Source organism: Pseudomonas sp. SW-3 (assembly GCF_016615645.1).
GTDB lineage: Bacteria > Pseudomonadota > Gammaproteobacteria > Pseudomonadales > Pseudomonadaceae > Aquipseudomonas > Aquipseudomonas mandelii.
Genome location: NZ_CP067098.1, coordinates 5,374,287 through 5,393,625 on the forward strand (window position 1 = coordinate 5,374,287; position 19,339 = coordinate 5,393,625).

Below are 19,339 nucleotides of genomic sequence, written 5' to 3' on the forward strand. Positions count from 1 at the left end.
TCAGGAACACTACATGATCGCTTGCCTGCGGCTGTTCACTGCCCTCTGCCTCGCTGCCTTGCTGGCGGCTTGCGCCAGCTCGCCCTCCTCCAGCCTTGGCGAACTTCCACGGACCCCTGACGCCAGTATCGAGCAGCTGCTCGAACAGGCCGCTCAAAGCAAGGACCCGGAAAAAGCTGCGTTGCTGCGCCTGAGCGCGGCCGACCTGGCCTATCGTCAGGGCAATGCCGGCCAGTCCGCGCAAATCCTGCAACAGGTTCCGGTGGAACAACTCAAGCCAGGCCAACAGGTCTTCGCCAGCACCCTGGCGGCTGAACTGGCCATGGCGCGCAATCAGCCCAAGGCTGCGCTGACTGCCTTGAGCCATCCGAGCCTGCAACGCCTGAGCGAGTTGCCAGTCGAGCAACAGGTTCGCACCGGCACTGTCCATGCTCGCGCCCTTGAGGCCGACGGACAGACGCTGGCCGCCGCACGGGAGCGCATTTTCATCGCACCCATGCTCGAAGGTGAAGCCGCCGCCAAAAACCACGAAGCGATCTGGACCCTGATCGCCTCGCTGCCAACCGATCAACTGCAGCCCACCACCAATGATGACCTCGGCGGCTGGATGGGCCTGGCACTGGCGGTGAAAACCGCCGGAACCCTGGAACAGCAGCAAGCCGCGATTGACAACTGGCGCGCCCAGAACTCTAAGCACCCGGCTGCCATTCAGTTGCCTCTGCCACTGACCAAGCTCAAGGAACTGGCCAGCCAGCCCCTGAGCAAGATCGCCCTGCTGCTGCCGCAAGACGGCCCGCTGGCGTCGGTCGGCAAAGCACTGCGCGAAGGTTTCATGGCTGCGCACTACCAGGCTCAACAAGCCGGGCAGAAGCCGCCTGCCATTGAGTTCTATGACAGCTCGAAACTGACTTCGATGGACGAGTTCTATCGCAAGGCCCAGGCCGATGGCGTGCAACTGGTGGTCGGTCCGCTGGAAAAACCACTGGTCAAACAGCTCAGTGCTCGCCCGCAGCTGCCGATCACCACCCTGGCGCTGAACTACAGCGAAGGTGAACAAGGTCCGGCCCAGCTGTTCCAGTTTGGTCTGGCCGCTGAAGACGAAGCCCGTGAAGTGTCTCGTCGTGCTCGCGCCGACGGCCTGCATCGCGCCGCCATCATGGTGCCGAAAGGCGAATGGGGCGATCGCGTGTTGCGCGCATTCAGCCAGGACTGGCAAGCCAACGGCGGCAGCATTGTCGCGACCGAGCGCGTTGACCAACCGGTTCAACTGGCCCAGCAGATTGCCGACATGTTCCAGCTGCGCCAGAGCGAAGGTCGCGCCAAGAGCCTGCAAAGCACCGTCGGCTCGCAGATAGCAGCCCAGCCTTCGCGCCGTCAGGACATCGAGTTCATCTTCCTGGCTGCGACTCCGCAACAGGCCCAGCAGATCAAACCGACCTTGAACTTCCAGTACGCGGGCGATGTGCCGGTTTACGCCACCTCCCACGTGTTCAGTGCCAGCGGCGACGTGAACCAGTACAACGACATGAACGGCATCCGCTTCTGCGAAACCCCGTGGTTGCTGGACGCCAATGATCCGCTGCGCAAACAGGTCACCGCACAATGGCCGCAAGCCGCCGGCAGCCTCGGCCGCCTCTACGCAATGGGCGTTGACGCCTATCGCCTGGCACCGCGACTGGGGCAACTCAAGGCACTGCCGGACAGCCGTATTGAAGGTCAGTCGGGCAGCCTGGGCATGACTCAAAACCAGCGCGTGGTGCGCCAGTTGCCTTGGGCACAGTTCGTCAGCGGTCAGGTTCAACGCCTGCCGGATACCTCACGCTGATGCCTGACAGGTCACGCCAGCAAAGCGGTAAAGATGCCGAGCGCCATGCGCTCGAGCATCTTCAACAGCAAGGTCTGCGCCTGCTGGCGCAGAACTGGTTGTGTAAACGCGGCGAGCTTGATCTGGTCATGCTTGATGGCGATACAGTAGTATTCGTTGAAGTCCGCTATAGAAAAAACACCCAGTGGGGTGGAGCGCTCGACAGCATCGATGGGCGCAAACGGCAGAAACTGATTTTCGCCGCGCAGTATTTTCTTCAGCGCGAGTCGCGTTGGGCCAATTCCCCCTGCCGCTTCGACGTGGTTGCCATCGACAGCAACCTCGATCAGTTGAACTGGTTGCAGAATGCCTTCGATAGCTGATCGCCTGCGCCCCGAAGCGGACACCTTTACCCAACACTTTTGCTCTTTGCTTTGCGGGCTGCACATTCATGTGCCGAGTAGCCGCGCTAATTAAGGTCACACAGATGGACATGCAATCCCGAATTCGCCAGCTTTTTCAGGCCAGTATCGACACCAAGCAAATGGCGATGGACGTACTTGCACCGCACATCGAGCAAGCCAGCCAGGTAATGGTCAACGCCCTGCTCAATGAGGGCAAAATGCTTTCCTGCGGCAACGGCGGCTCCGCCGGTGATGCCCAGCACTTTTCGTCCGAGCTGCTCAACCGCTTCGAGCGCGAACGTCCGAGCCTGCCCGCCATTGCGCTGACCACCGACAGCTCGACGATCACCTCGATCGCCAATGACTACAGCTACAACGAAATTTTCTCCAAACAGATCCGCGCGCTGGGGCAACCGGGTGACGTATTGCTGGCGATTTCCACCAGCGGTAACTCGGCGAACATTATTCAAGCGATCCAGGCCGCACATGATCGCGAAATGATTGTCGTAGCATTGACTGGTCGCGATGGCGGCGGCATGGCGTCGTTGCTATTACCCGAGGACGTCGAGATTCGCGTACCGGCCAACGTCACCGCACGTATTCAGGAAGTCCACCTGCTGGCGATCCATTGCCTTTGCGATTTGATCGACAGCCAACTGTTCGGGAGTGAAGAATGACCCCTAATCGCCTAGGCCTTCTGGCCTTGACCCTGTGCCTCGGCATCAGCGGCTGCACTTCGGTGGTTAAAGCCAGCCGTGAAGCACCCATTGAAGATGACCGCGGTACGCGCACCTTCGGCAGCAAGATCGATGACTCCCTGATCGACACCAAGGTCGGCGTCAACGTCGCCAAGGCCGATCCTGCCCTGGACAACGATTCGCACATCGTCGTCACCAGCTTCAACGGCGTCGTGCTGCTCGCCGGGCAAACACCGACTGCCGAGCTCAAGGCCAAGGCCGAACAGGCTGCCGCCGCGGTCCAGCGCGTGAAGAAGGTGCATAACGAACTGCAGGTCCTGCCGCCCTCCGGTTTCCTTGCCCGTCAGAACGACACCTGGCTGACCTCCAAGATCAAAACCCAGATGCTCACCGACCCGAACATCCCGGGTTCGCGCATCAAGGTCGTCACCGAGAACGGCATCGTTTATCTGCTGGGTCTGCTGACCAAGCAGGAAGCGGCGCAGGCTACCAATCTGGTGCAAAGCGTTTCAGGCGTGCAGAAGATTGTGAAGTTGTTTGAGTACATTGACTGATATGGCTTATCGGCGATGGTGCTCTTAAAGACGCCTTCGCCGGCAAGCCTGGCGCCTACATGAAATAAAAAAGGGTGATCCTCGCGGATCACCCTTTTTTTATTTCACCACTTTCAAACTGGGTCGACCGCTGGGACGCGGTGGTTCGCTGTCGGGCGGCGGAATGTCATCATCCGGCTCGATATCTTCCACGTCTTCCATAGGCGATTCCAGATCGAACACCATACCCTGACCATTCTCCCGGGCGTAAATGCCCAGAATCGATGCGATAGGCACGTACAGAGTGTGCGGCACGCCACCGAAGCGCCCTTCGAAGCTGACCGCTTCGTTGTCCATGTGCAGATGACGCACGGCAGCCGGCGATACGTTCAGGACAATCTGTCCGTCACTGGCAAAACCCTGAGGCACCTGCACCGATGGATACTCGGAATTGACCAGCATGTGCGGGGTGCAATCGTTGTCCACAATCCACTCGTAGAGCGCGCGGACCAGATAAGGTCGACTGGAGTTCATAGCGGCTCCTTAAGCCTTAGCGCATATCGCGTTCGACACCAGACAGACTCGCCTGGAAAGCCTCACGCGCAAACGAGCGCTCCATGTAATCAAGCAACGGCTTGGCAGGCCGCGGCAGTTCAATACCCAGAATCGGCAAACGCCAGAGTATTGGCAATAGGCAGCAATCCACCAGACTTTGTTCCTCACTGAGGAAAAACGGCTTGTCGGCAAACAACGGCGACACGCCAGTCAGGCTTTCACGCAACTCTTTACGAGCCACGACGCGGGCGGCTTCCTTGGTCCGCGAATCCAGGATCAGATCCACCAGACCACACCAGTCACGCTGAATACGATGGATCAGCAGACGGCTGTTGGCACGCGCCACAGGATAAACCGGCAGCAAGGGCGGGTGCGGGTAACGCTCATCCAGATATTCCATCACCACGGTCGACTCCCACAACGCCAGGTCACGATCGACCAGGGTGGGCAGACTTCCGTAAGGGTTCACTTCAATCAGTTTAGGCGGCTGGCGACCAGCTTCCACGTAAATGATCTCTGCGCTGACACCCTTCTCTGCAAGTACGATGCGCACTCGGTGGGAATAGTGGTCGGCGGGGTCGGAGTAACAGGCCAACCGATTGGTCACGCCCATGGCGGTCCTCCTCGCTTGTTGAAATTATCGGAAGCGGAAAAACGCACGCGCCCAGAGGACGCCTCCCGTAACGTCTGGCTTGCCAGACTCGTTACACCTTCAGAGACGCCCCTGGGCGCGTGCGATTAACAGCAATTGCTTACAGCTTTATCAATGGACGTCTTTCCAGTATTCACGCTTGAGCAAGTAAGCGAATACGAAGAAGAACGCCAGGTACAGCAACACATAGGTACCGATGCGCTGATGCTCCAGCTTAACCGGGTTAGCCGAGTAAGCGAGGAAGGTTACCAGATTCTTGACCTTCTCATCGAACTGCTGTTCGGTCAGAGCACCGCTCTTCGGCACGATGGTCAGCTGATCGCACGCTTCATGTGTCAGCGCGTTACCGGTCAGCGGATCATATTGCTTCTTGCCGTCTTCGACGATCGGAACCTGCTTGCAACCGACAACCTGACGACCTTGCAGGCCAACCAGGACGTTAGGCATGCCCACGTTCGGGAAAACCTTGTTGTTCACACCCCAAGGACGCGACGGATCTTCGTAGAAGGACTTCAGGTAACCATAAAGCCAGTCCGTACCACGAACACGCGCTACCAGAGTCAGGTCAGGCGGTGCGGCACCAAACCAGGTCTTGGCGTCAGCCGGCTGCATGCCGATGCTCATGTGGTCGCCGATCTTGGCGCCGGTGAACACCAGCTTCGAGAGCATCAGGTCATGCGGGATGCCCAGGTCATCGGCGACACGCTCGTAGCGCTGGAACTTGGCGCTGTGGCAACCCATGCAGTAGTTGGCGAACGTACGCGCGCCGTCCTGCATGGCCGCTTTGTCAGAAACGTCGATATCTACCTTTTCCAGTTCAGGAGCACCGGCCGTCGACGCGAAGGACAACACAGGCATGGCAGCAAGAATCAGTACAGCAAATAGCTTTTTCATCAGCCAGTCACCCTTTCCGGAACCGGTTTGGTCTTCTCGAGCCTGGTGTAGAAAGGCATCAGAATGAAGTAGGCGAAGTACAGGAAGGTGCATACCTGCGACAGCAGCGTACGACCCGGCGTCGGAGCCAGAACACCCAGAACGCCGAGGATCACGAACGAGACGCAGAACACCACCAGCCAGATTTTGCTCAGCCAGCCTTTGTAGCGCATCGACTTGACGGGGCTGCGATCCAGCCACGGCAGGACGAACAGCACAGCGATGGCCGCGCCCATGGCGATAACGCCCAGGAGCTTGTCCGGAACCGCCCGCAGAATCGCGTAGAACGGTGTGAAATACCAGACTGGAGCGATGTGCTCAGGGGTCTTGAAGGCGTTCGCCACTTCAAAGTTCGGCTTCTCGAGGAAGTAGCCGCCCATTTCCGGGAAGAAGAACACGATCGAGCAGAAGATAAACAGGAACACCACCACGCCGACGATATCTTTCACGGTGTAGTACGGGTGGAAGGCAATGCCGTCCAGCGGTACGCCGTTTTCGTCTTTGTGTTTCTTGATGTCCACACCGTCCGGGTTGTTCGAACCGACTTCGTGCAGCGCCAGGACGTGCAGCACCACCAGACCGAGAATCACGATCGGCAGGGCCACGACGTGCAGGGCGAAGAAGCGGTTCAGGGTGATACCGGAAATCAGGTAGTCACCACGGATCCACTGGGTCAGGTCGTTACCGATGACCGGGATCGCACCGAACAGCGAGATAATCACCTGGGCGCCCCAGTAGGACATCTGGCCCCACGGCAGCAGGTAGCCCATGAAGGCCTCAGCCATCAGCGCCAAGTAAATCAGCATGCCGAAGACCCACACCAGCTCACGCGGCTTCTGGTACGAACCGTAGAGCAAGCCACGGAACATGTGCAGATAAACCACGATAAAGAACATCGAAGCGCCGACGGCATGCAACATACGCAGGATCGAGCCGTACTCGACGTCGCGCATGATGTATTCAACGGAAGCAAACGCTTCTTCCGCCGATGGCGTGTAGCTCATGGTCAGCCAGACACCGGTAACGATCTGATTGACCAGAACGAGCAGCGCCAGGGAGCCAAAGAAATAGAAGAAGTTGAAGTTCTTCGGGGCGTAGTACTTGCTGAGGTGGTCTTCCCACATTTTGGTCGCGGGAAAGCGTGCATCAACCCAATCCATGAACTTGCTCATCACGCTTTCTCCGTATCGACGCCAATGACAATGATGTCATCGGTCTCATAGGAATGCGGGGGAACTGGCAGGTTCAAAGGCGCAGGTTGCGACTTGTAGACGCGGCCAGCCAGATCGTAGTGGGAACCGTGGCAAGGGCAGAAATAACCACCTACCCAGTCCTTGCCCAGATCCGCAGGTGCCACTTCTGGACGGAAGGTCGGCGAGCAACCCAGGTGCGTGCAGATACCGATCAGCAGCAGAACTTCTGGCTTGATCGAACGCGTTTCCGGGTCGACATAGGTCGGTTGTGTCGAGTTCTTGGAGGTCGGGTCAGACAGCTGGCCCTCGATCTTTTTCAGATTCCCCAGGATTTCCTCGGTACGGCGGACAATGAACACCGGCTGACCGCGCCACTCAGCAATCATCTGCTGACCTGGTTCGATTTTGCTGACATTCACTTTCACCGGTGCACCTGCGGCTTTCGCCTTGGCACTGGGAAACCATGACCCCACGAACGGGACCGCAGCCCCCACCGCTCCTGCAGCACCCACCACGGATGTGGCTGCTACCAAGAAGCGACGCCGGCCTGCATTCACGCCGTCATTGCTCATTCAGTCCTCTCCCATCAGCTTTGTGGCCTGTTAAATCAGGCGTCTACTAAGTAAAAATCTGAACTTATAAAAATTTTGCCGAATGGTAATGAAAAGCCCCAATTCTGACAAGGTAATTACCGAGGGGCTTCACTGCCAAGCCTTGCAGTATAGGGCTTCTACGGCTGTGGCAAGTTGTCACAGCGCAATTCTTTGATAAATCGCGCCCATAAAAAAACGCCCAGCTTCGCGAGGAAACTGGGCGTTCTTTTTGAACGCGAAAGCGAATTAACGCTTCGAGTACTGCGGACGCTTACGCGCTTTACGCAGACCAACTTTCTTACGTTCAACTTCACGAGCATCGCGAGTAACGAAGCCAGCTTTGCGCAGAGCGCCACGCAGGGTTTCGTCGTACTGCATCAGAGCGCGAGTGATACCGTGGCGGATTGCGCCAGCTTGACCACTTACACCGCCACCGATAACGGTGACGTAGATGTCGAACTTTTCAACTGTCTCGGTCAATTCCAGCGGCTGACGAACTACCATGCGGGCAGTTTCGCGACCGAAGAAATTATCCAGGGAGCGGTTGTTGATCGAGATGTTACCAGTACCCGGACGCAGGAAAACGCGTGCGGTTGCGGTCTTGCGACGGCCAGTGCCGTAATTTTGAGTCGCCGACATAATGAACTATTCCGTTAAAACTTCAGTTCTTGGGGCTGCTGAGCAGTATGAGGGTGTACAGCGCCCGCATAGACTTTCAGCTTACGATACATGTCGCGACCCAGCGGGTTCTTAGGCAGCATGCCTTTGACCGCGGTCTCGATCACGCGCTCAGGGGCTTTGGCGATCAGCTTTTCAAAGTTGATCGACTTGATGCCGCCCGGGAAACCGGAGTGGGAGTAGTAGATCTTGTCGGTGGTTTTAGCACCGGTTACACGAATCTGCTCGGCATTGATAACGACGATGTAATCGCCGGTGTCAACGTGAGGAGTGTACTCAGCTTTATGCTTGCCACGCAGACGGCTCGCGATTTCGGTGGCCAGACGACCCAGGGTCTGACCTGCAGCGTCGACGACAAACCAGTCGCGCTGTACTGTTTCCGGTTTAGCAGTAAAAGTTTTCATTCTTTATAGCCTCAGGGGCCGCCCTGTAAATTAGACGGCGGATCTTACTGAATAGTGCGTACTTTGACAAGTCAAAGGCAGCCGGATACAGACGCTTTCGGGGGCTCGGGTCGGCGCGTCCGTTCAACGGCAAGATTCTTCGGCGGCGGCGCATCACTTCCACTGCAGAAAGAGGTGCGCAATTATGCAGATTGCGAAAAATAATTCAACCTGCTTTTATGATTGTTTTGCCCAAGGAGCACCCGATGGACTATCGCCAGCTAGGCCGAACCAATCTGAACGTGAGTGCCATCTGCCTCGGAACCATGACCTGGGGCGAGCAAAACACTGAAGCTGAAGCCTTCGCCCAGATCGAACGGGCCAAGAACGCCGGGATCAATTTCATCGACACCGCCGAAATGTACCCGGTGCCGCCGAAGGCCGAAACCTACGCCACTACCGAACGCTACATCGGCAATTACTTCAAAAGTCGCGGTGATCGCTCCGACTGGATCCTCGCCAGCAAAATCGCCGGCCCCGGCAACACCATCGATTACATCCGCGATAAAAACCTGCGACACAACCGCCAGCACATCACTGAAGCCGTGGATGCCAGCCTCAAGCGCCTGCAAACCGACTACATCGACCTCTATCAGCTGCACTGGCCGGAACGCAGCACCAACTTCTTCGGCCAGCTCGGTTACAAACACCAGACCGAAGCCAACCTCACGCCGCTGGAGGACACCCTCGAAGCGCTGGACGAGCAGGTCAAGGCCGGCAAAATCCGCCACATCGGCCTGTCCAACGAAACGCCATGGGGCACCATGCGCTTCCTCGCCCTGGCCGAAGCCCGTGGCTGGCCGCGCGCGGTGTCTATCCAGAACCCGTACAACCTGCTCAACCGCAGCTTCGAGGTCGGCCTGGCGGAAATCGCCATCCGCGAACAGTGCGGCCTGCTCGCCTATTCGCCGCTGGCGTTTGGTTTCCTGTCGGGCAAGTACGAAGGTGGCGCACGCCCACCAAAAGGCCGCCTGAGCCTCTACAGCCGCTTCAGCCGCTATTTCAACCCGCAGTCGGAAGCAGCGTGCAGCCGTTATGTCGCGCTGGCCCGGGAACACGGCCTGGACCCGGCGCAAATGGCGTTGGCGTTTGTCAATCAGCAGCCGTTTGTGACCAGCAACATCATCGGCGCCACAACCCTGGAGCAACTGGAGAGCAACATCGCCAGCTTCGAGCTGAAACTTTCCGATGAAGTGCTGGCGGGGATTGAGGCGATTCACAAGGATCACCCGAACCCGGCGCCTTGATCGACTCATAGTCCCCATCGCGAAAAGCTCACTCCCACAGGTTTTGCACAATCCCTGCAGGAGTGAGCCTGATCGCGATGAGGGCCTGACAGTCACCGCAAAATCAAAGCGACCGCGCAATAATCTCCTTCATGATTTCATTGGTCCCCGCATAAATCCGTTGCACCCGCGCATCGGCCCACGCTCGGGCGATCGGATATTCCCACATGAATCCGTAACCGCCATGCAACTGCACGCATTCGTCGAGCACCTTGCATTGCAGGTCAGTCCCCCAATACTTGGCCATCGCGGCGGTCGGCACATCCAGCTTGCCTTGCAGGTGCAACTCGAGGCAGCGATCAACGAAGACCCGGCCGATCTGGATTTCAGTCGCCATCTCCGCCAACTTGAAGCGCGTGTTCTGGAAATCGGCAATCGCCTTGCCGAACGCCTTGCGTTCACGGGTGTAATCGAGCGTCCATTTCAACGCAGCTTCGGCCGACGCCAGCCCGCCAATGGCGACGGTGAGGCGCTCCTGCGGCAACTCCTGCATCAGGTAAGCGAAGCCCATGCCCGCCTGCCCCAACAGATTCTCCTTGGGGACCCGCACGTCCTGGAAGAACAACTCCGACGTGTCCTGAGCCTTCATGCCGACCTTTTCCAGGCGCTTGCCCTTGTCGAAGCCCGGGGTGTTGGCCTCGACCAGAAACAGACTGGTGCCCTTCGCGCCAGCCTTCGGATCGGTCTTGGCCACGACAATCACCAGATCAGCCAAAAAGCCGTTGGTGATGAAGGTTTTCGATCCGTTAATCACGTACTCGTCGCCATCCAGCACGGCGGTGGTTTTCACCCCTTGCAAGTCGGAACCGGCGCCCGGTTCGGTCATGGCAATCGCGGTGACCATTTCGCCGGACACCAGTTTCGGCAGGTATTTGTGCTTCAGCGCTTCACTGCCGTAATGCAGGATGTACGGCGCCACAATGTCCGAATGCAGAGAAAAACCGATGCCAGTCAGGCCGAGACGACCGACCTCTTCGATCACGACAGTGCTGTAGAGAAAGTCTGCCCCCAGCCCACCGTATTCCTCCGGCAGGTGCGAACAAAGCATCCCCGCCTCCCCCGCCTTGTTCCAGAGTTTACGGTCGATGTAGCCTTGTTTTTCCCATTGCCCGTGGAACGGCACGGCCTCTTTTTCGAGGAACGTTCGCACGCTGTCGCGAAACAATTCGTGCTCGGAACTGAACAAGGTTCTGGGGATCATGCGGCACCTGTCATTAATTGTTGGAAGAAGTTGACCTTCAGAGACTAAGCCCCGCATCCGATACAGGACACTGGACACATCAGACAAAAAATAAGACGATCCAGCCGTCTGGTGACCACTTTCCCCTATAAGAATAAAGTTGAATTATGTCTAACCAAGTCTCCACGCCCTTGCGGCGCGTCAGCATCCTGGCTATCGACCGGGTTTTCGCTTCCACCCTCATGCAAGCCAAGGATTTCTTTCATCTGGCCAGCCTGCGATACGGCAAACAACTGGGCCAGGGCCTGACACCGGCGTTCGAAACCCGGCTGGTCAGCCCCGACGGCAAACCGGTGAACAGCTTCAGCGATGTGATCATGCCGGTGGACGGCGGCCTGGAAAATGCCGACGTTATTATCCTCCCGGCCTTCTGGGACGATTTCGATACCCTTTGCCAACGTTATCCACAGGTCCTGCCCTGGTTGCGTCAGCAACACGCTCGCGGCGCCGTGCTTTGCGGTGAGGCCACCGGGGTGTTCTGGCTTGCCGAGGCCGGCCTGCTCAACGGCAAGGAGGCGACCACCTATTGGCGCTTCTTCAATGCCTTCGCCGAGCGTTTCCCACAGGTTTATCTCAATCAGGACAAGCACCTGACGGACGCCGACAACCTGTATTGCGCAGGCGGCACCACCTCGGCATGCGACCTCTACATCTACCTGATCGAACGTTTCTGCGGCGCCAACGTCTCCCAGGCCGTGGCCCGGGACATTCTCTACGAAGTGCAGCGCAGCTATTCGCCAGGACGCATCGGCTTCGGCGGACAGAAATTGCACCAGGACGTGATCATCCTGCAGATCCAGCACTGGCTCGAAGAACACTTCGCCGACAAATTCCGCTTCGAAGACGTCGCCCGCGAACACGGCATGAGCATCCGCAACTTCATGCGGCGCTTCCAGACCGCCACCGGCGACAAGCCCCTGCATTACCTGCAACGCCTGCGCATCGAAACCGCCAAGGGTTTGCTGTCGGGCAGCCGCAAGAGCATCAAGACCATCAGCTATGAAGTCGGTTATGACGATGCGAGCTTCTTTGCGCGGCTGTTCCGCCAGCACACCGAGTTGTCGCCGAATCAGTATCGGCAGCAATTTCAGCAAGCCGCCTAAGCTGAAACCCAACACCCGTCCGATGTGGGAGCGAGCCTGCTCGCGAAAGCGATAAATCAGTCACATCAATGCTGGATGTGCCGCCGCCTTCGCGAGCAGGCTCGCTCCCACAGGAAATCTGCGGTGAACAAAAAAGGGCCTGCATGTGCAGGCCCTTTTTTTATTGTCCGAATCGTCCTACGGCTTGTGCGCCCGGGACAGGAATTCGTGCGACTGCATTTCCAGCAGACGGCTGAGCGTGCGCTGGAATTCGAAGTTCAGGCGACCGCCGGTGTAGAGGTCCTTGAGCTCGACTTCAGCCGAGATGATCAGCTTGACGTTACGGTCGTAGAACTCGTCGACCATGTTGATAAAGCGTCGGGCGATGTCGTCGGTGGTGACGCTCATCTGCTCGACACCGCTGAGCAACACGGCGTGGAAGATCTTGCCCAGCTCGATGTAATCGTTCTGGCTGCGCGGGCCGTCGCACAGTTCGCGGAAGTCGAACCAGGCCACGTCATCGCAGGTGCGCACGGCGCGAATTTCGCGGTTCTCGATCATCAGCACGTCATTCTCGATGGCGGCCGTGCATTCCGGTGTCAGGGCGCGGAAGCTTTTGCGCAGGCTTTCCTGAGCGGCTTCGTCCAGCGGGAAGTGGAACAGCTCGGCTTGCTCGAGGTGGCGCAGACGATAGTCGACGCCGCTGTCGACGTTGACGATGTCGGTGTTCTGTTTGATCAGCGCAATGGCCGGCAGGAAGCGCGCACGTTGCAGGCCATCCTTGTACAGACCGTCCGGCACGATGTTCGAGGTCGCGACCAGGGTCACGCCATTCTTGAACAGCTCTTCCATCAGCGTGCCGAGGATCATCGCGTCGGTGATGTCGGACACGAAGAACTCATCGAAACAGATCACCCGGGCTTCGTCAGAGAAGCGCTTGGCGATGATGGTCAGCGGGTTCTTCTCGCCGCCGAGGGTCTTCATCTCTTCGTGCACGCGCTTCATGAAGCGGTGGAAGTGAGTGCGGACCTTTTCCTTGAACGGCAGCGCTTCGAAGAAGGTGTCGACCAGGTAAGTCTTGCCGCGACCCACGCCGCCCCAGAAATACAGGCCCTTGACCGGTGCCTGATCTTTCTTGCCAAACAGTTTGCCGAGCAGGCCCGGCTTGGTGTTCGACGCAGCGACCAGATCGTCGTACAGGCGCTGCAAATGACGCACGGCGGTTTCCTGCGCGGCGTCATGGAAGAATTCCGGGCGTTTCAGATCAGCTTGATATCGTTCTAGGGGCGTCATAATTCGTTAGCAAGGCAACAAAAACGGGCCGTCACTGTAGCGACGGCCCGTGGGAATGGCAATCGGCCCTTGGTCGGGTCGAGCCGTTGATTTATTCCTGAACCGGTGTCAGCGCAACCCGCAAGGCGTCAATGGCGACGTCGCGAGCGGCGTTGTCAGCAAAGGTCGGGCTGTCGGCCACGCACTCACCTTCCAGCCAGACGCTGAAGCTCTGCTCTTCACTGCGCACATCCAACGGCTGGCCCGATTGCAGCTGCTTGGTCACTTGACCAGCGGTTTTGCCGTCGGCGAAGTTGCGCGACAACAGCAGTTGCTCGCCATCGGCCGCCAGCAGACGGAAACGGAAACTGCTGTCTTCTTCGCGGAAGCTGACAAAACGCGCGGCTTTCGCGGCTTTCTTCTTGGTGGTGGCAGCGACCTGAGTCTGAGCGACGAAAGAGCGCAGGCCGACCGCTTCGCGCAGTTCGTGGAGGAACGGCGTGGCGACCGAACGGGCTTTTTTCGCGCCGAGTTGCAGCATGTCTTCCAGATCCGCCGGGCGTTCGATCAGTTGGTGATAACGCTCGCGGGACTCGCCCAGCTCGCTATCGAGCAGTTGGAACAGGCGATTCTTCGCCTCGCCCCAACCCAGGCCCTGCAACAGTTCGCTGCGGAATTCATCGGACTGTGCCGGCGTGGCAAACGCCTGGAACAGAGTGAACAGGTGCGAGTTGTCCGGATCCTTGGCTTCGCCCGGCGCGCGGGAGTCGGTGACGATCCGCGAGATCGCGTCCTTCATTTCCTTGGCGCTGCTGAACAACGGAATGGTGTTGTCGTAGCTCTTCGACATCTTGCGACCGTCGAGGCCTGGCAGCGTGGCGACGCTTTCTTCGATCAGCGCCTCCGGCATGGTGAAGAATTCTTTGCCCTGGCCAAACAGGTGGTTGAAGCGCTGGCCGATGTCGCGGGCCATTTCCACGTGCTGGATCTGGTCACGACCGACCGGCACCTTGTGGGCGTTGAACATCAGGATGTCCGCGGCCATCAGCACCGGATAGCTGTACAAGCCCATGGTGATGCCCGCATCCGGGTCTTCGCCGGCCTCGACATTCTTGTCCACCGAGGCCTTATAGGCATGGGCGCGGTTGAGCAGGCCTTTGGCGGCAACGCAAGTCAGCAGCCAGGTCAGCTCGGGGATTTCCGGGATGTCGGACTGGCGATAGAACGTCACACGATCCACATCCAGGCCACCGGCCAGCCAGGTCGCGGCGATTTCCAGACGCGAGCGCTGGATGCGCAGCGGGTCGTCGCATTTGATCAGGGCGTGGTAGTCGGCCAGGAAGTAGAACGAATCGGCATTGCTGTCACGGCTGGCCAGGATCGCCGGGCGGATGGCGCCGGCGTAGTTGCCCAGGTGCGGCGTGCCGGTAGTGGTGATGCCGGTGAGGATACGGGTACGAGTCGTCATGGGTAATCGCTTGTCAGACTGCAATCAATTCGAAAGGCGCGGCAGGATCAGATCCTTGAGATCGGTCAGCTTGCCATGAAAAAAGTGTCCGCATTCTGCCACTTTCAGCAGCTCATGGGGGCGTTCGAGCTTGTCGGACCATTCGTAAACAAGTTGCGGATCAATCACTTCGTCGGTTTCCGGCTGGATCAGGGTCAGTTCACCCTGCTGCGGCAGTTGATCCTGATCGCCCAGGCGCATGACAGCCGGCGCGACCATAAACAGATGCTTGAGCTGTTCGCCCTTGGCTTCCAGGCGTCCGCCGAGACTTGCTGCAACAAAACCACCAAAGGAGAAACCGAACAGGGTCAGCGGCAACTCGGGGTGTTTGGCCCGTAGCCATTCGGCAACGGCTTGGGCGTCGTCGACTTCGCCGGTGCCCATGTCGTGGGTGCCTTCGCTGGCACCGACGCCACGGTAGTTGAAGCGCAAAGTAATCAAACCGGCGTCGCGCGCGGTGCGCTGCAGGGTCGAGACGACTTTATTGAGCATGGTGCCGCCCTGCACCGGGTTCGGGTGGCAGATCAGCGCGATGCCGCGCGGCTGCTCATTATCAAGATAAAGGGCTTCCAGTTGGCCGACCGGGCCATCAATCACTACAGGGGTTTCGCGCATAAGCAAGGAAGGAACTCCGTGACCTCGAATCGGGTCGACTCGTCTAGCAAATTGTCTGTGCCAATCTATTGCGAGTGAATCGCGGTATACAGCGCAGGTTCGAGCCGTTAACGTAAAGCAAAGCCGTTTATAGAGGAAGGACTCGTGGAACACTCGCTCTTAGTTTGGTTGTTGCCGACTCTTGCCCTGGTTGTGGGTGTCGCCATTGGTTTCCTGATCGCTCGTTTGGTGCCGAATGCCGCGCCTAGCAGCACCCAACGTCAGCTGGATGACATTCAGGAACGTTTCGACAGTTATCAGAACGAGGTGGTCACCCACTTCAACAGCACTGCAAACCTGGTCAAGAAGCTGACGGCGAGCTATCAGGAAGTGCAGGATCACCTCGCCGAGGGTGCCAACCGCCTGGCCCTGGACGAGCAGACTCGTCAACGCTTGCTGGCCGCCCTGCACGCCGATTCGGCACAGGCTCCACGGGAACGCCTGACGCCACCGCGCAATCAGGAGCCGCCTCGCGACTACGCCCCCAAAGCTCCGAACGCGCCGGGCATGCTCGATGAGCATTACGGCCTGAAGAAGTAATCAGGTCTCGCGCGACACAAAAAACCTCGGACGAGTGATTGTCCGAGGTTTTTTTGTTTCTGATTGAGGATTTTTGGTGCCTGTCCTGACCTCTTCGCGGGCCTGAAAAGGCGACGCAAAAAAGCCCGCCCGATCTGTGAATCGGACGGGCCCTGTTCAACCAGGCTGGGGATCAGCCAAGCACTTCGCTGGCCACCTGATCCACCGCGCTCTTGGTGATGTCGACGATCAGGTCGGCTTCTTCCTCGGTCAAAATCAACGGCGGCGCAAAGCCGAGAATGTCGCCGTGAGGCATCGCCCGGGCAATCATGCCGCGCTCGAGACAGGCCGCCGAAACTTTCGGGCCGACCTTCAAGGCGGCGTCGAACGGCGTGCGCTGCTCGCGATCGGCCATGAACTCGACGGCGGCAAGCATGCCGTCACCGCGCACTTCACCCACCAGCGGATGGCCTTCCAGGGTTTCGCGCAACCGGCGGTTCAGGTAGCTGCCTACTTTCTCGGCGTTGGTGGTGAGGTTTTCCCGCTCCAGAATATCGAGGTTGGCCAAGGCCGCGGCGGCGCAGATCGGGTGACCGGAGTATGTCCAGCCATGGCCCATCGCACCTTGTGATTCAGAGGCTTTTTCGATTACGTCCCATACTTTTTCGCCGACGATCACTGCCGACAACGGTGCATAGGCGCTGGTCAGGCCCTTGGCGGTGGTGATCAAGTCTGGCTGCATGCCGTAACGCTGGCTGCCCATCTTCGAACCCAGCCGACCGAATGCGCACACCACTTCATCGGCGATCAGCAACACGTCGTATTTGTTGAGCACCGCTTGAATCGCCGCCCAATAACCCGCCGGAGGAACGATGATGCCGCCGGTGCCCATCAACGGCTCGCCGATGAACGCGGCCACGGTGTCCGGCCCTTCGGCGAGGATCATTTTCTCCAGTTCGTCGGCGCAATAGCGCACGAACGCCGCTTCATCCATGCCGGCCGGCGCCTTGCGGTACCAGTGCGGGCAAACGGTGTGTTTGACGCCTTCGGCCGGCAGGTCGAAGTGCTGATGAAAAGTCGGCAGGCCGGTGAGGCTGCCGGTCATGATGCCCGAGCCGTGATAACCGCGATCGCGGGAGATGATTTTCTTCTTCTGCGGGCGACCCAATACGTTGTTGTAGTAACGCACCAGTTTGATCTGGGTTTCGTTGGCGTCAGACCCGGACAGACCGTAATAGACCTTTTTCATGCCCTGCGGCGCCCAGTCCATGATGCGGCTGGACAACTCGATGATCGCCTCGGTCGAATGCCCCACATAGGTATGGTAATACGCCAGCTCCTTGGCCTGCTTGTAGATCGCATCGGCGACTTCGGTACGGCCGTAGCCGATGTTCACGCAGTACAGGCCAGCGAAGGCATCGATGAAGTCGCGGCCCTCGTGGTCGCGGATGCGAATGCCCGACGCACTCTTGATGATGCGTCCCTTGAGCGCGCCGCTGGCGTGGTCATGGGCGTGGGTCGAGGGATGCATGAAGTGCGCGCGGTCTTGTTCGAACAGGGTATCGAGTTCTTGGTTCATGACATGTCTCCTTAGAACTGGCCTTGATGGTGCAGGCAAAAGTATTTGGTTTCGACAAAGGCTTCGAAGCCCTCGGTGCCGCCTTCGCGGCCCAGACCCGAGGCTTTCATGCCACCGAACGGAATTGGATGGCCGGTGAACTTGACGCCGTTGACCGCGACCATGGCGTGGTCGAGTCGGCGAATCAGCGGGTAGATCAGGTCCAGGCGATTGGAACAAATGTAGGCGGCCAAACCGTATTCGGTGTCGTTGGCCATTTCGATGGCGTGCTCAAGGGTGTCAAACGGCATCACCCCCGCAATCGGCGCGAAATTCTCTTCGCGGTAGATGCGCATCTGCGGGGTGACATCCGCGAGCACCGTCGGCTGGTAGAACAATCCCCCCAAGGCGTGAGCCTCGCCGCCGACCAAGCGTTGCGCACCGAGTTGAAGGGCGTCAGCCACACGCTCAGCCGTCACCTCGAAAGCGGCCCGGTGCATCAACGGGCCGATGTCGACAGGTTGTTCTTGATCGCCCACCAGGGCCGGACCGACCCGCAGCTCGCGAACCGCAGCGGCAAAGCGCTGGAGGAATTCCGGGTAAATCGAGCGCTGCACCATGATCCGGTTGGCCGCGCAGCAATCCTGACCCGAGGTCTGGAATTTGGCTTCTACGGCGACTTTCACCGCCAGCGCCAGATCGGCATCGGCGCAGACGATGAACGGCGCATTGCCGCCCAGTTCCAGCGAGACTTTCTTCACGTCCTGCGCTGCCGCTTGCAGCACCAACTTGCCGACGCGGGTCGAGCCGGTGAAGCTGACCGAACGCACGCGGCTGTCCTGCACCAGGGTTTGCATGGTCATCTGCGGCTCGCCCAGCACCACGTTGAACACGCCCGCCGGGAAGCCCGCCTCCTCCGCCAGTTGCGCCAGCGCCAACGCTGAAAAAGGCGTTTCATGGGCCGGTTTGATCACCACGGTGCAGCCAGCGGCCAAGGCGGCGGCCGCTTTGCGGGTGATCATGGCCGACGGGAAATTCCACGGTGTCAGCAGTGCACAGACGCCGACCGGCTCCTTGAGAGTGCCCAGATGTGCACCAGGAATGTGGCTGGGAATGTTTTGCCCATAAAGACGCCGTGCTTCCTCGGCGAACCAGGGAATGAAACTCGCGGCGTAAGCGATTTCCACACGAGACTCGGCCAGCGGCTTGCCTTGTTCCTGACTGAGGATGCGTGCCAGGTCTTCCTGATGCTCAAGGATCAACGCCGCCCAGCGCCGCAAAATCGTCCCACGCGCATCGAGGCTTTGTTCGCGCCAGCCGGCAAAAGCCCGGTGCGCGGCATCGACAGCCGCGACAATCTGCGGCTGATCGAGCATCGGCACGTGGCCGATCAATTTCAGGTCGGCAGGGTTATGCACGGCGACACTGTGACCACTGTCGCTGTGGACCCAATGCCCATCGACGTAACACAGTGCCTTGAACAGCAGCGGATGTTTGTATGTCATGGCGGTTACTCCAAACCGTGTGCGTGGAACCATGCTAGGGCAGCTCGGCTCGGGTTATTGGGTGTTTGGCGGGGCTTGGCAGGCGGTTTTTTCTGATTGAACAGCGTAAAACCGAAGATTTTGCGGTGACCCTTAACGAACACTGTTCTTTCAGTCAGACAAGCAGTCATGTGGGAGCGAGCCAGCTCGCGAAAGCGGCGTGTCAGTCAACGTGAGCAAGCCCTCTCCCA

Annotated in this window: 20 protein-coding genes; 7 read left to right on the plus strand and 13 right to left on the minus strand. The window is 58.8% G+C overall.

Annotated features, from left to right (window positions below; all coding sequences use genetic code 11):
* Window positions 1-13 precede the first annotated feature (13 nt).
* The 4 genes from JIO00_RS24230 to JIO00_RS24245 all read left to right on the plus strand — a co-directional run bounded on the left by JIO00_RS24230 (window position 14) and on the right by JIO00_RS24245 (window position 3,460).
* Window positions 14-1,825, plus strand: a complete 1,812-nt coding sequence (locus JIO00_RS24230; RefSeq protein ID WP_200666990.1) for a penicillin-binding protein activator — start codon at window positions 14-16, stop codon at window positions 1,823-1,825.
* Window positions 1,825-2,187, plus strand: coding sequence for a YraN family protein (locus tag JIO00_RS24235; protein ID WP_007904371.1), 363 nt, complete (start codon window positions 1,825-1,827; stop codon window positions 2,185-2,187). The genes JIO00_RS24230 and JIO00_RS24235 overlap by 1 nt, the downstream gene beginning before the upstream one ends.
* Window positions 2,188-2,291: 104 nt before the next feature.
* Entirely contained in the window at window positions 2,292-2,885 is a 594-nt protein-coding gene (locus tag JIO00_RS24240) for a phosphoheptose isomerase (protein ID WP_008025961.1), read from the plus strand.
* A complete protein-coding gene (locus JIO00_RS24245) occupies window positions 2,882-3,460 on the plus strand; it encodes a BON domain-containing protein (protein WP_010458144.1) in 579 nt (192 codons plus the stop codon). Before JIO00_RS24240 ends, JIO00_RS24245 begins: the two co-directional genes overlap by 4 nt.
* A gap of 99 nt (window positions 3,461-3,559) precedes the next feature.
* Here JIO00_RS24245 and JIO00_RS24250 read toward each other — a convergent pair whose 3' ends face one another.
* The 7 genes from JIO00_RS24250 to rplM form a co-directional block, all read right to left on the minus strand.
* On the minus strand, window positions 3,560-3,973 hold the full coding sequence (locus JIO00_RS24250; RefSeq protein WP_010458147.1) for a ClpXP protease specificity-enhancing factor: 414 nt from the start codon (window positions 3,971-3,973) through the stop codon (window positions 3,560-3,562).
* A 16-nt stretch (window positions 3,974-3,989) separates the two neighbouring features.
* The gene (locus JIO00_RS24255) at window positions 3,990-4,607 is read right to left on the minus strand and encodes a glutathione S-transferase N-terminal domain-containing protein (protein ID WP_007905304.1); all 618 of its coding nucleotides are present in this window, start codon (window positions 4,605-4,607) and stop codon (window positions 3,990-3,992) included.
* A 150-nt stretch (window positions 4,608-4,757) separates the two neighbouring features.
* A complete protein-coding gene (locus JIO00_RS24260) occupies window positions 4,758-5,540 on the minus strand; it encodes a cytochrome c1 (protein ID WP_010458152.1) in 783 nt (260 codons plus the stop codon).
* Window positions 5,540-6,751, minus strand: coding sequence for a cytochrome b (locus JIO00_RS24265; protein WP_010458153.1), 1,212 nt, complete (start codon window positions 6,749-6,751; stop codon window positions 5,540-5,542). Before JIO00_RS24265 ends, JIO00_RS24260 begins: the two co-directional genes overlap by 1 nt.
* Window positions 6,751-7,344, minus strand: coding sequence for a ubiquinol-cytochrome c reductase iron-sulfur subunit (gene petA, locus JIO00_RS24270; protein ID WP_007905300.1), 594 nt, complete (start codon window positions 7,342-7,344; stop codon window positions 6,751-6,753). Before petA ends, JIO00_RS24265 begins: the two co-directional genes overlap by 1 nt.
* Before the next feature lie 267 nt (window positions 7,345-7,611).
* On the minus strand, window positions 7,612-8,004 hold the full coding sequence (gene rpsI / locus JIO00_RS24275) for a 30S ribosomal protein S9 (protein WP_002555064.1): 393 nt from the start codon (window positions 8,002-8,004) through the stop codon (window positions 7,612-7,614).
* Between the two features lie 14 nt (window positions 8,005-8,018).
* Window positions 8,019-8,447 (minus strand): 50S ribosomal protein L13, encoded by a 429-nt coding sequence (rplM, locus tag JIO00_RS24280; RefSeq protein ID WP_007905295.1) that lies wholly within the window; start codon window positions 8,445-8,447, stop codon window positions 8,019-8,021.
* A 245-nt stretch (window positions 8,448-8,692) separates the two neighbouring features.
* Between rplM and JIO00_RS24285 the strand changes: the two genes are divergently transcribed.
* Window positions 8,693-9,733 (plus strand): NADP(H)-dependent aldo-keto reductase, encoded by a 1,041-nt coding sequence (locus tag JIO00_RS24285; protein WP_010458157.1) that lies wholly within the window; start codon window positions 8,693-8,695, stop codon window positions 9,731-9,733.
* Between the two features lie 103 nt (window positions 9,734-9,836).
* Here the strand turns inward: JIO00_RS24285 and JIO00_RS24290 are convergent, their stop codons facing one another.
* Window positions 9,837-10,973, minus strand: coding sequence for an acyl-CoA dehydrogenase family protein (locus JIO00_RS24290; protein WP_010458159.1), 1,137 nt, complete (start codon window positions 10,971-10,973; stop codon window positions 9,837-9,839).
* Between the two features lie 245 nt (window positions 10,974-11,218).
* On the opposite strand from JIO00_RS24290, the gene JIO00_RS24295 reads away from it, so the two are divergent.
* Complete coding sequence (locus JIO00_RS24295) at window positions 11,219-12,115, plus strand: GlxA family transcriptional regulator (protein WP_169857917.1); 897 nt, start codon at window positions 11,219-11,221, stop codon at window positions 12,113-12,115.
* Window positions 12,116-12,292: 177 nt separating this feature from the next.
* Here the strand turns inward: JIO00_RS24295 and zapE are convergent, their stop codons facing one another.
* The 3 genes from zapE to JIO00_RS24310 form a co-directional block, all read right to left on the minus strand.
* Window positions 12,293-13,387 carry a cell division protein ZapE gene (gene zapE / locus JIO00_RS24300; protein WP_010458163.1) on the minus strand — a complete coding sequence of 365 codons (1,095 nt, stop codon included), beginning with the start codon at window positions 13,385-13,387 and terminating at the stop codon, window positions 12,293-12,295.
* Window positions 13,388-13,478: 91 nt separating this feature from the next.
* A complete protein-coding gene (locus tag JIO00_RS24305) occupies window positions 13,479-14,834 on the minus strand; it encodes a tryptophan--tRNA ligase (RefSeq protein ID WP_010458165.1) in 1,356 nt (451 codons plus the stop codon).
* A gap of 24 nt (window positions 14,835-14,858) precedes the next feature.
* Complete coding sequence (locus JIO00_RS24310; protein ID WP_169857845.1) at window positions 14,859-15,488, minus strand: alpha/beta hydrolase; 630 nt, start codon at window positions 15,486-15,488, stop codon at window positions 14,859-14,861.
* A 144-nt stretch (window positions 15,489-15,632) separates the two neighbouring features.
* Here JIO00_RS24310 and JIO00_RS24315 point away from each other — a divergent pair, with 144 nt between their 5' ends.
* Window positions 15,633-16,067, plus strand: coding sequence for a YhcB family protein (locus JIO00_RS24315; RefSeq protein WP_010458168.1), 435 nt, complete (start codon window positions 15,633-15,635; stop codon window positions 16,065-16,067).
* A gap of 172 nt (window positions 16,068-16,239) precedes the next feature.
* On the opposite strand, the gene JIO00_RS24320 is transcribed toward JIO00_RS24315, so the two are convergent.
* Window positions 16,240-17,625, minus strand: coding sequence for an aspartate aminotransferase family protein (locus JIO00_RS24320; RefSeq protein ID WP_010458170.1), 1,386 nt, complete (start codon window positions 17,623-17,625; stop codon window positions 16,240-16,242).
* A gap of 11 nt (window positions 17,626-17,636) precedes the next feature.
* Window positions 17,637-19,109, minus strand: coding sequence for an NAD-dependent succinate-semialdehyde dehydrogenase (locus JIO00_RS24325; protein WP_200666991.1), 1,473 nt, complete (start codon window positions 19,107-19,109; stop codon window positions 17,637-17,639).
* Window positions 19,110-19,339 lie beyond the last annotated feature (230 nt).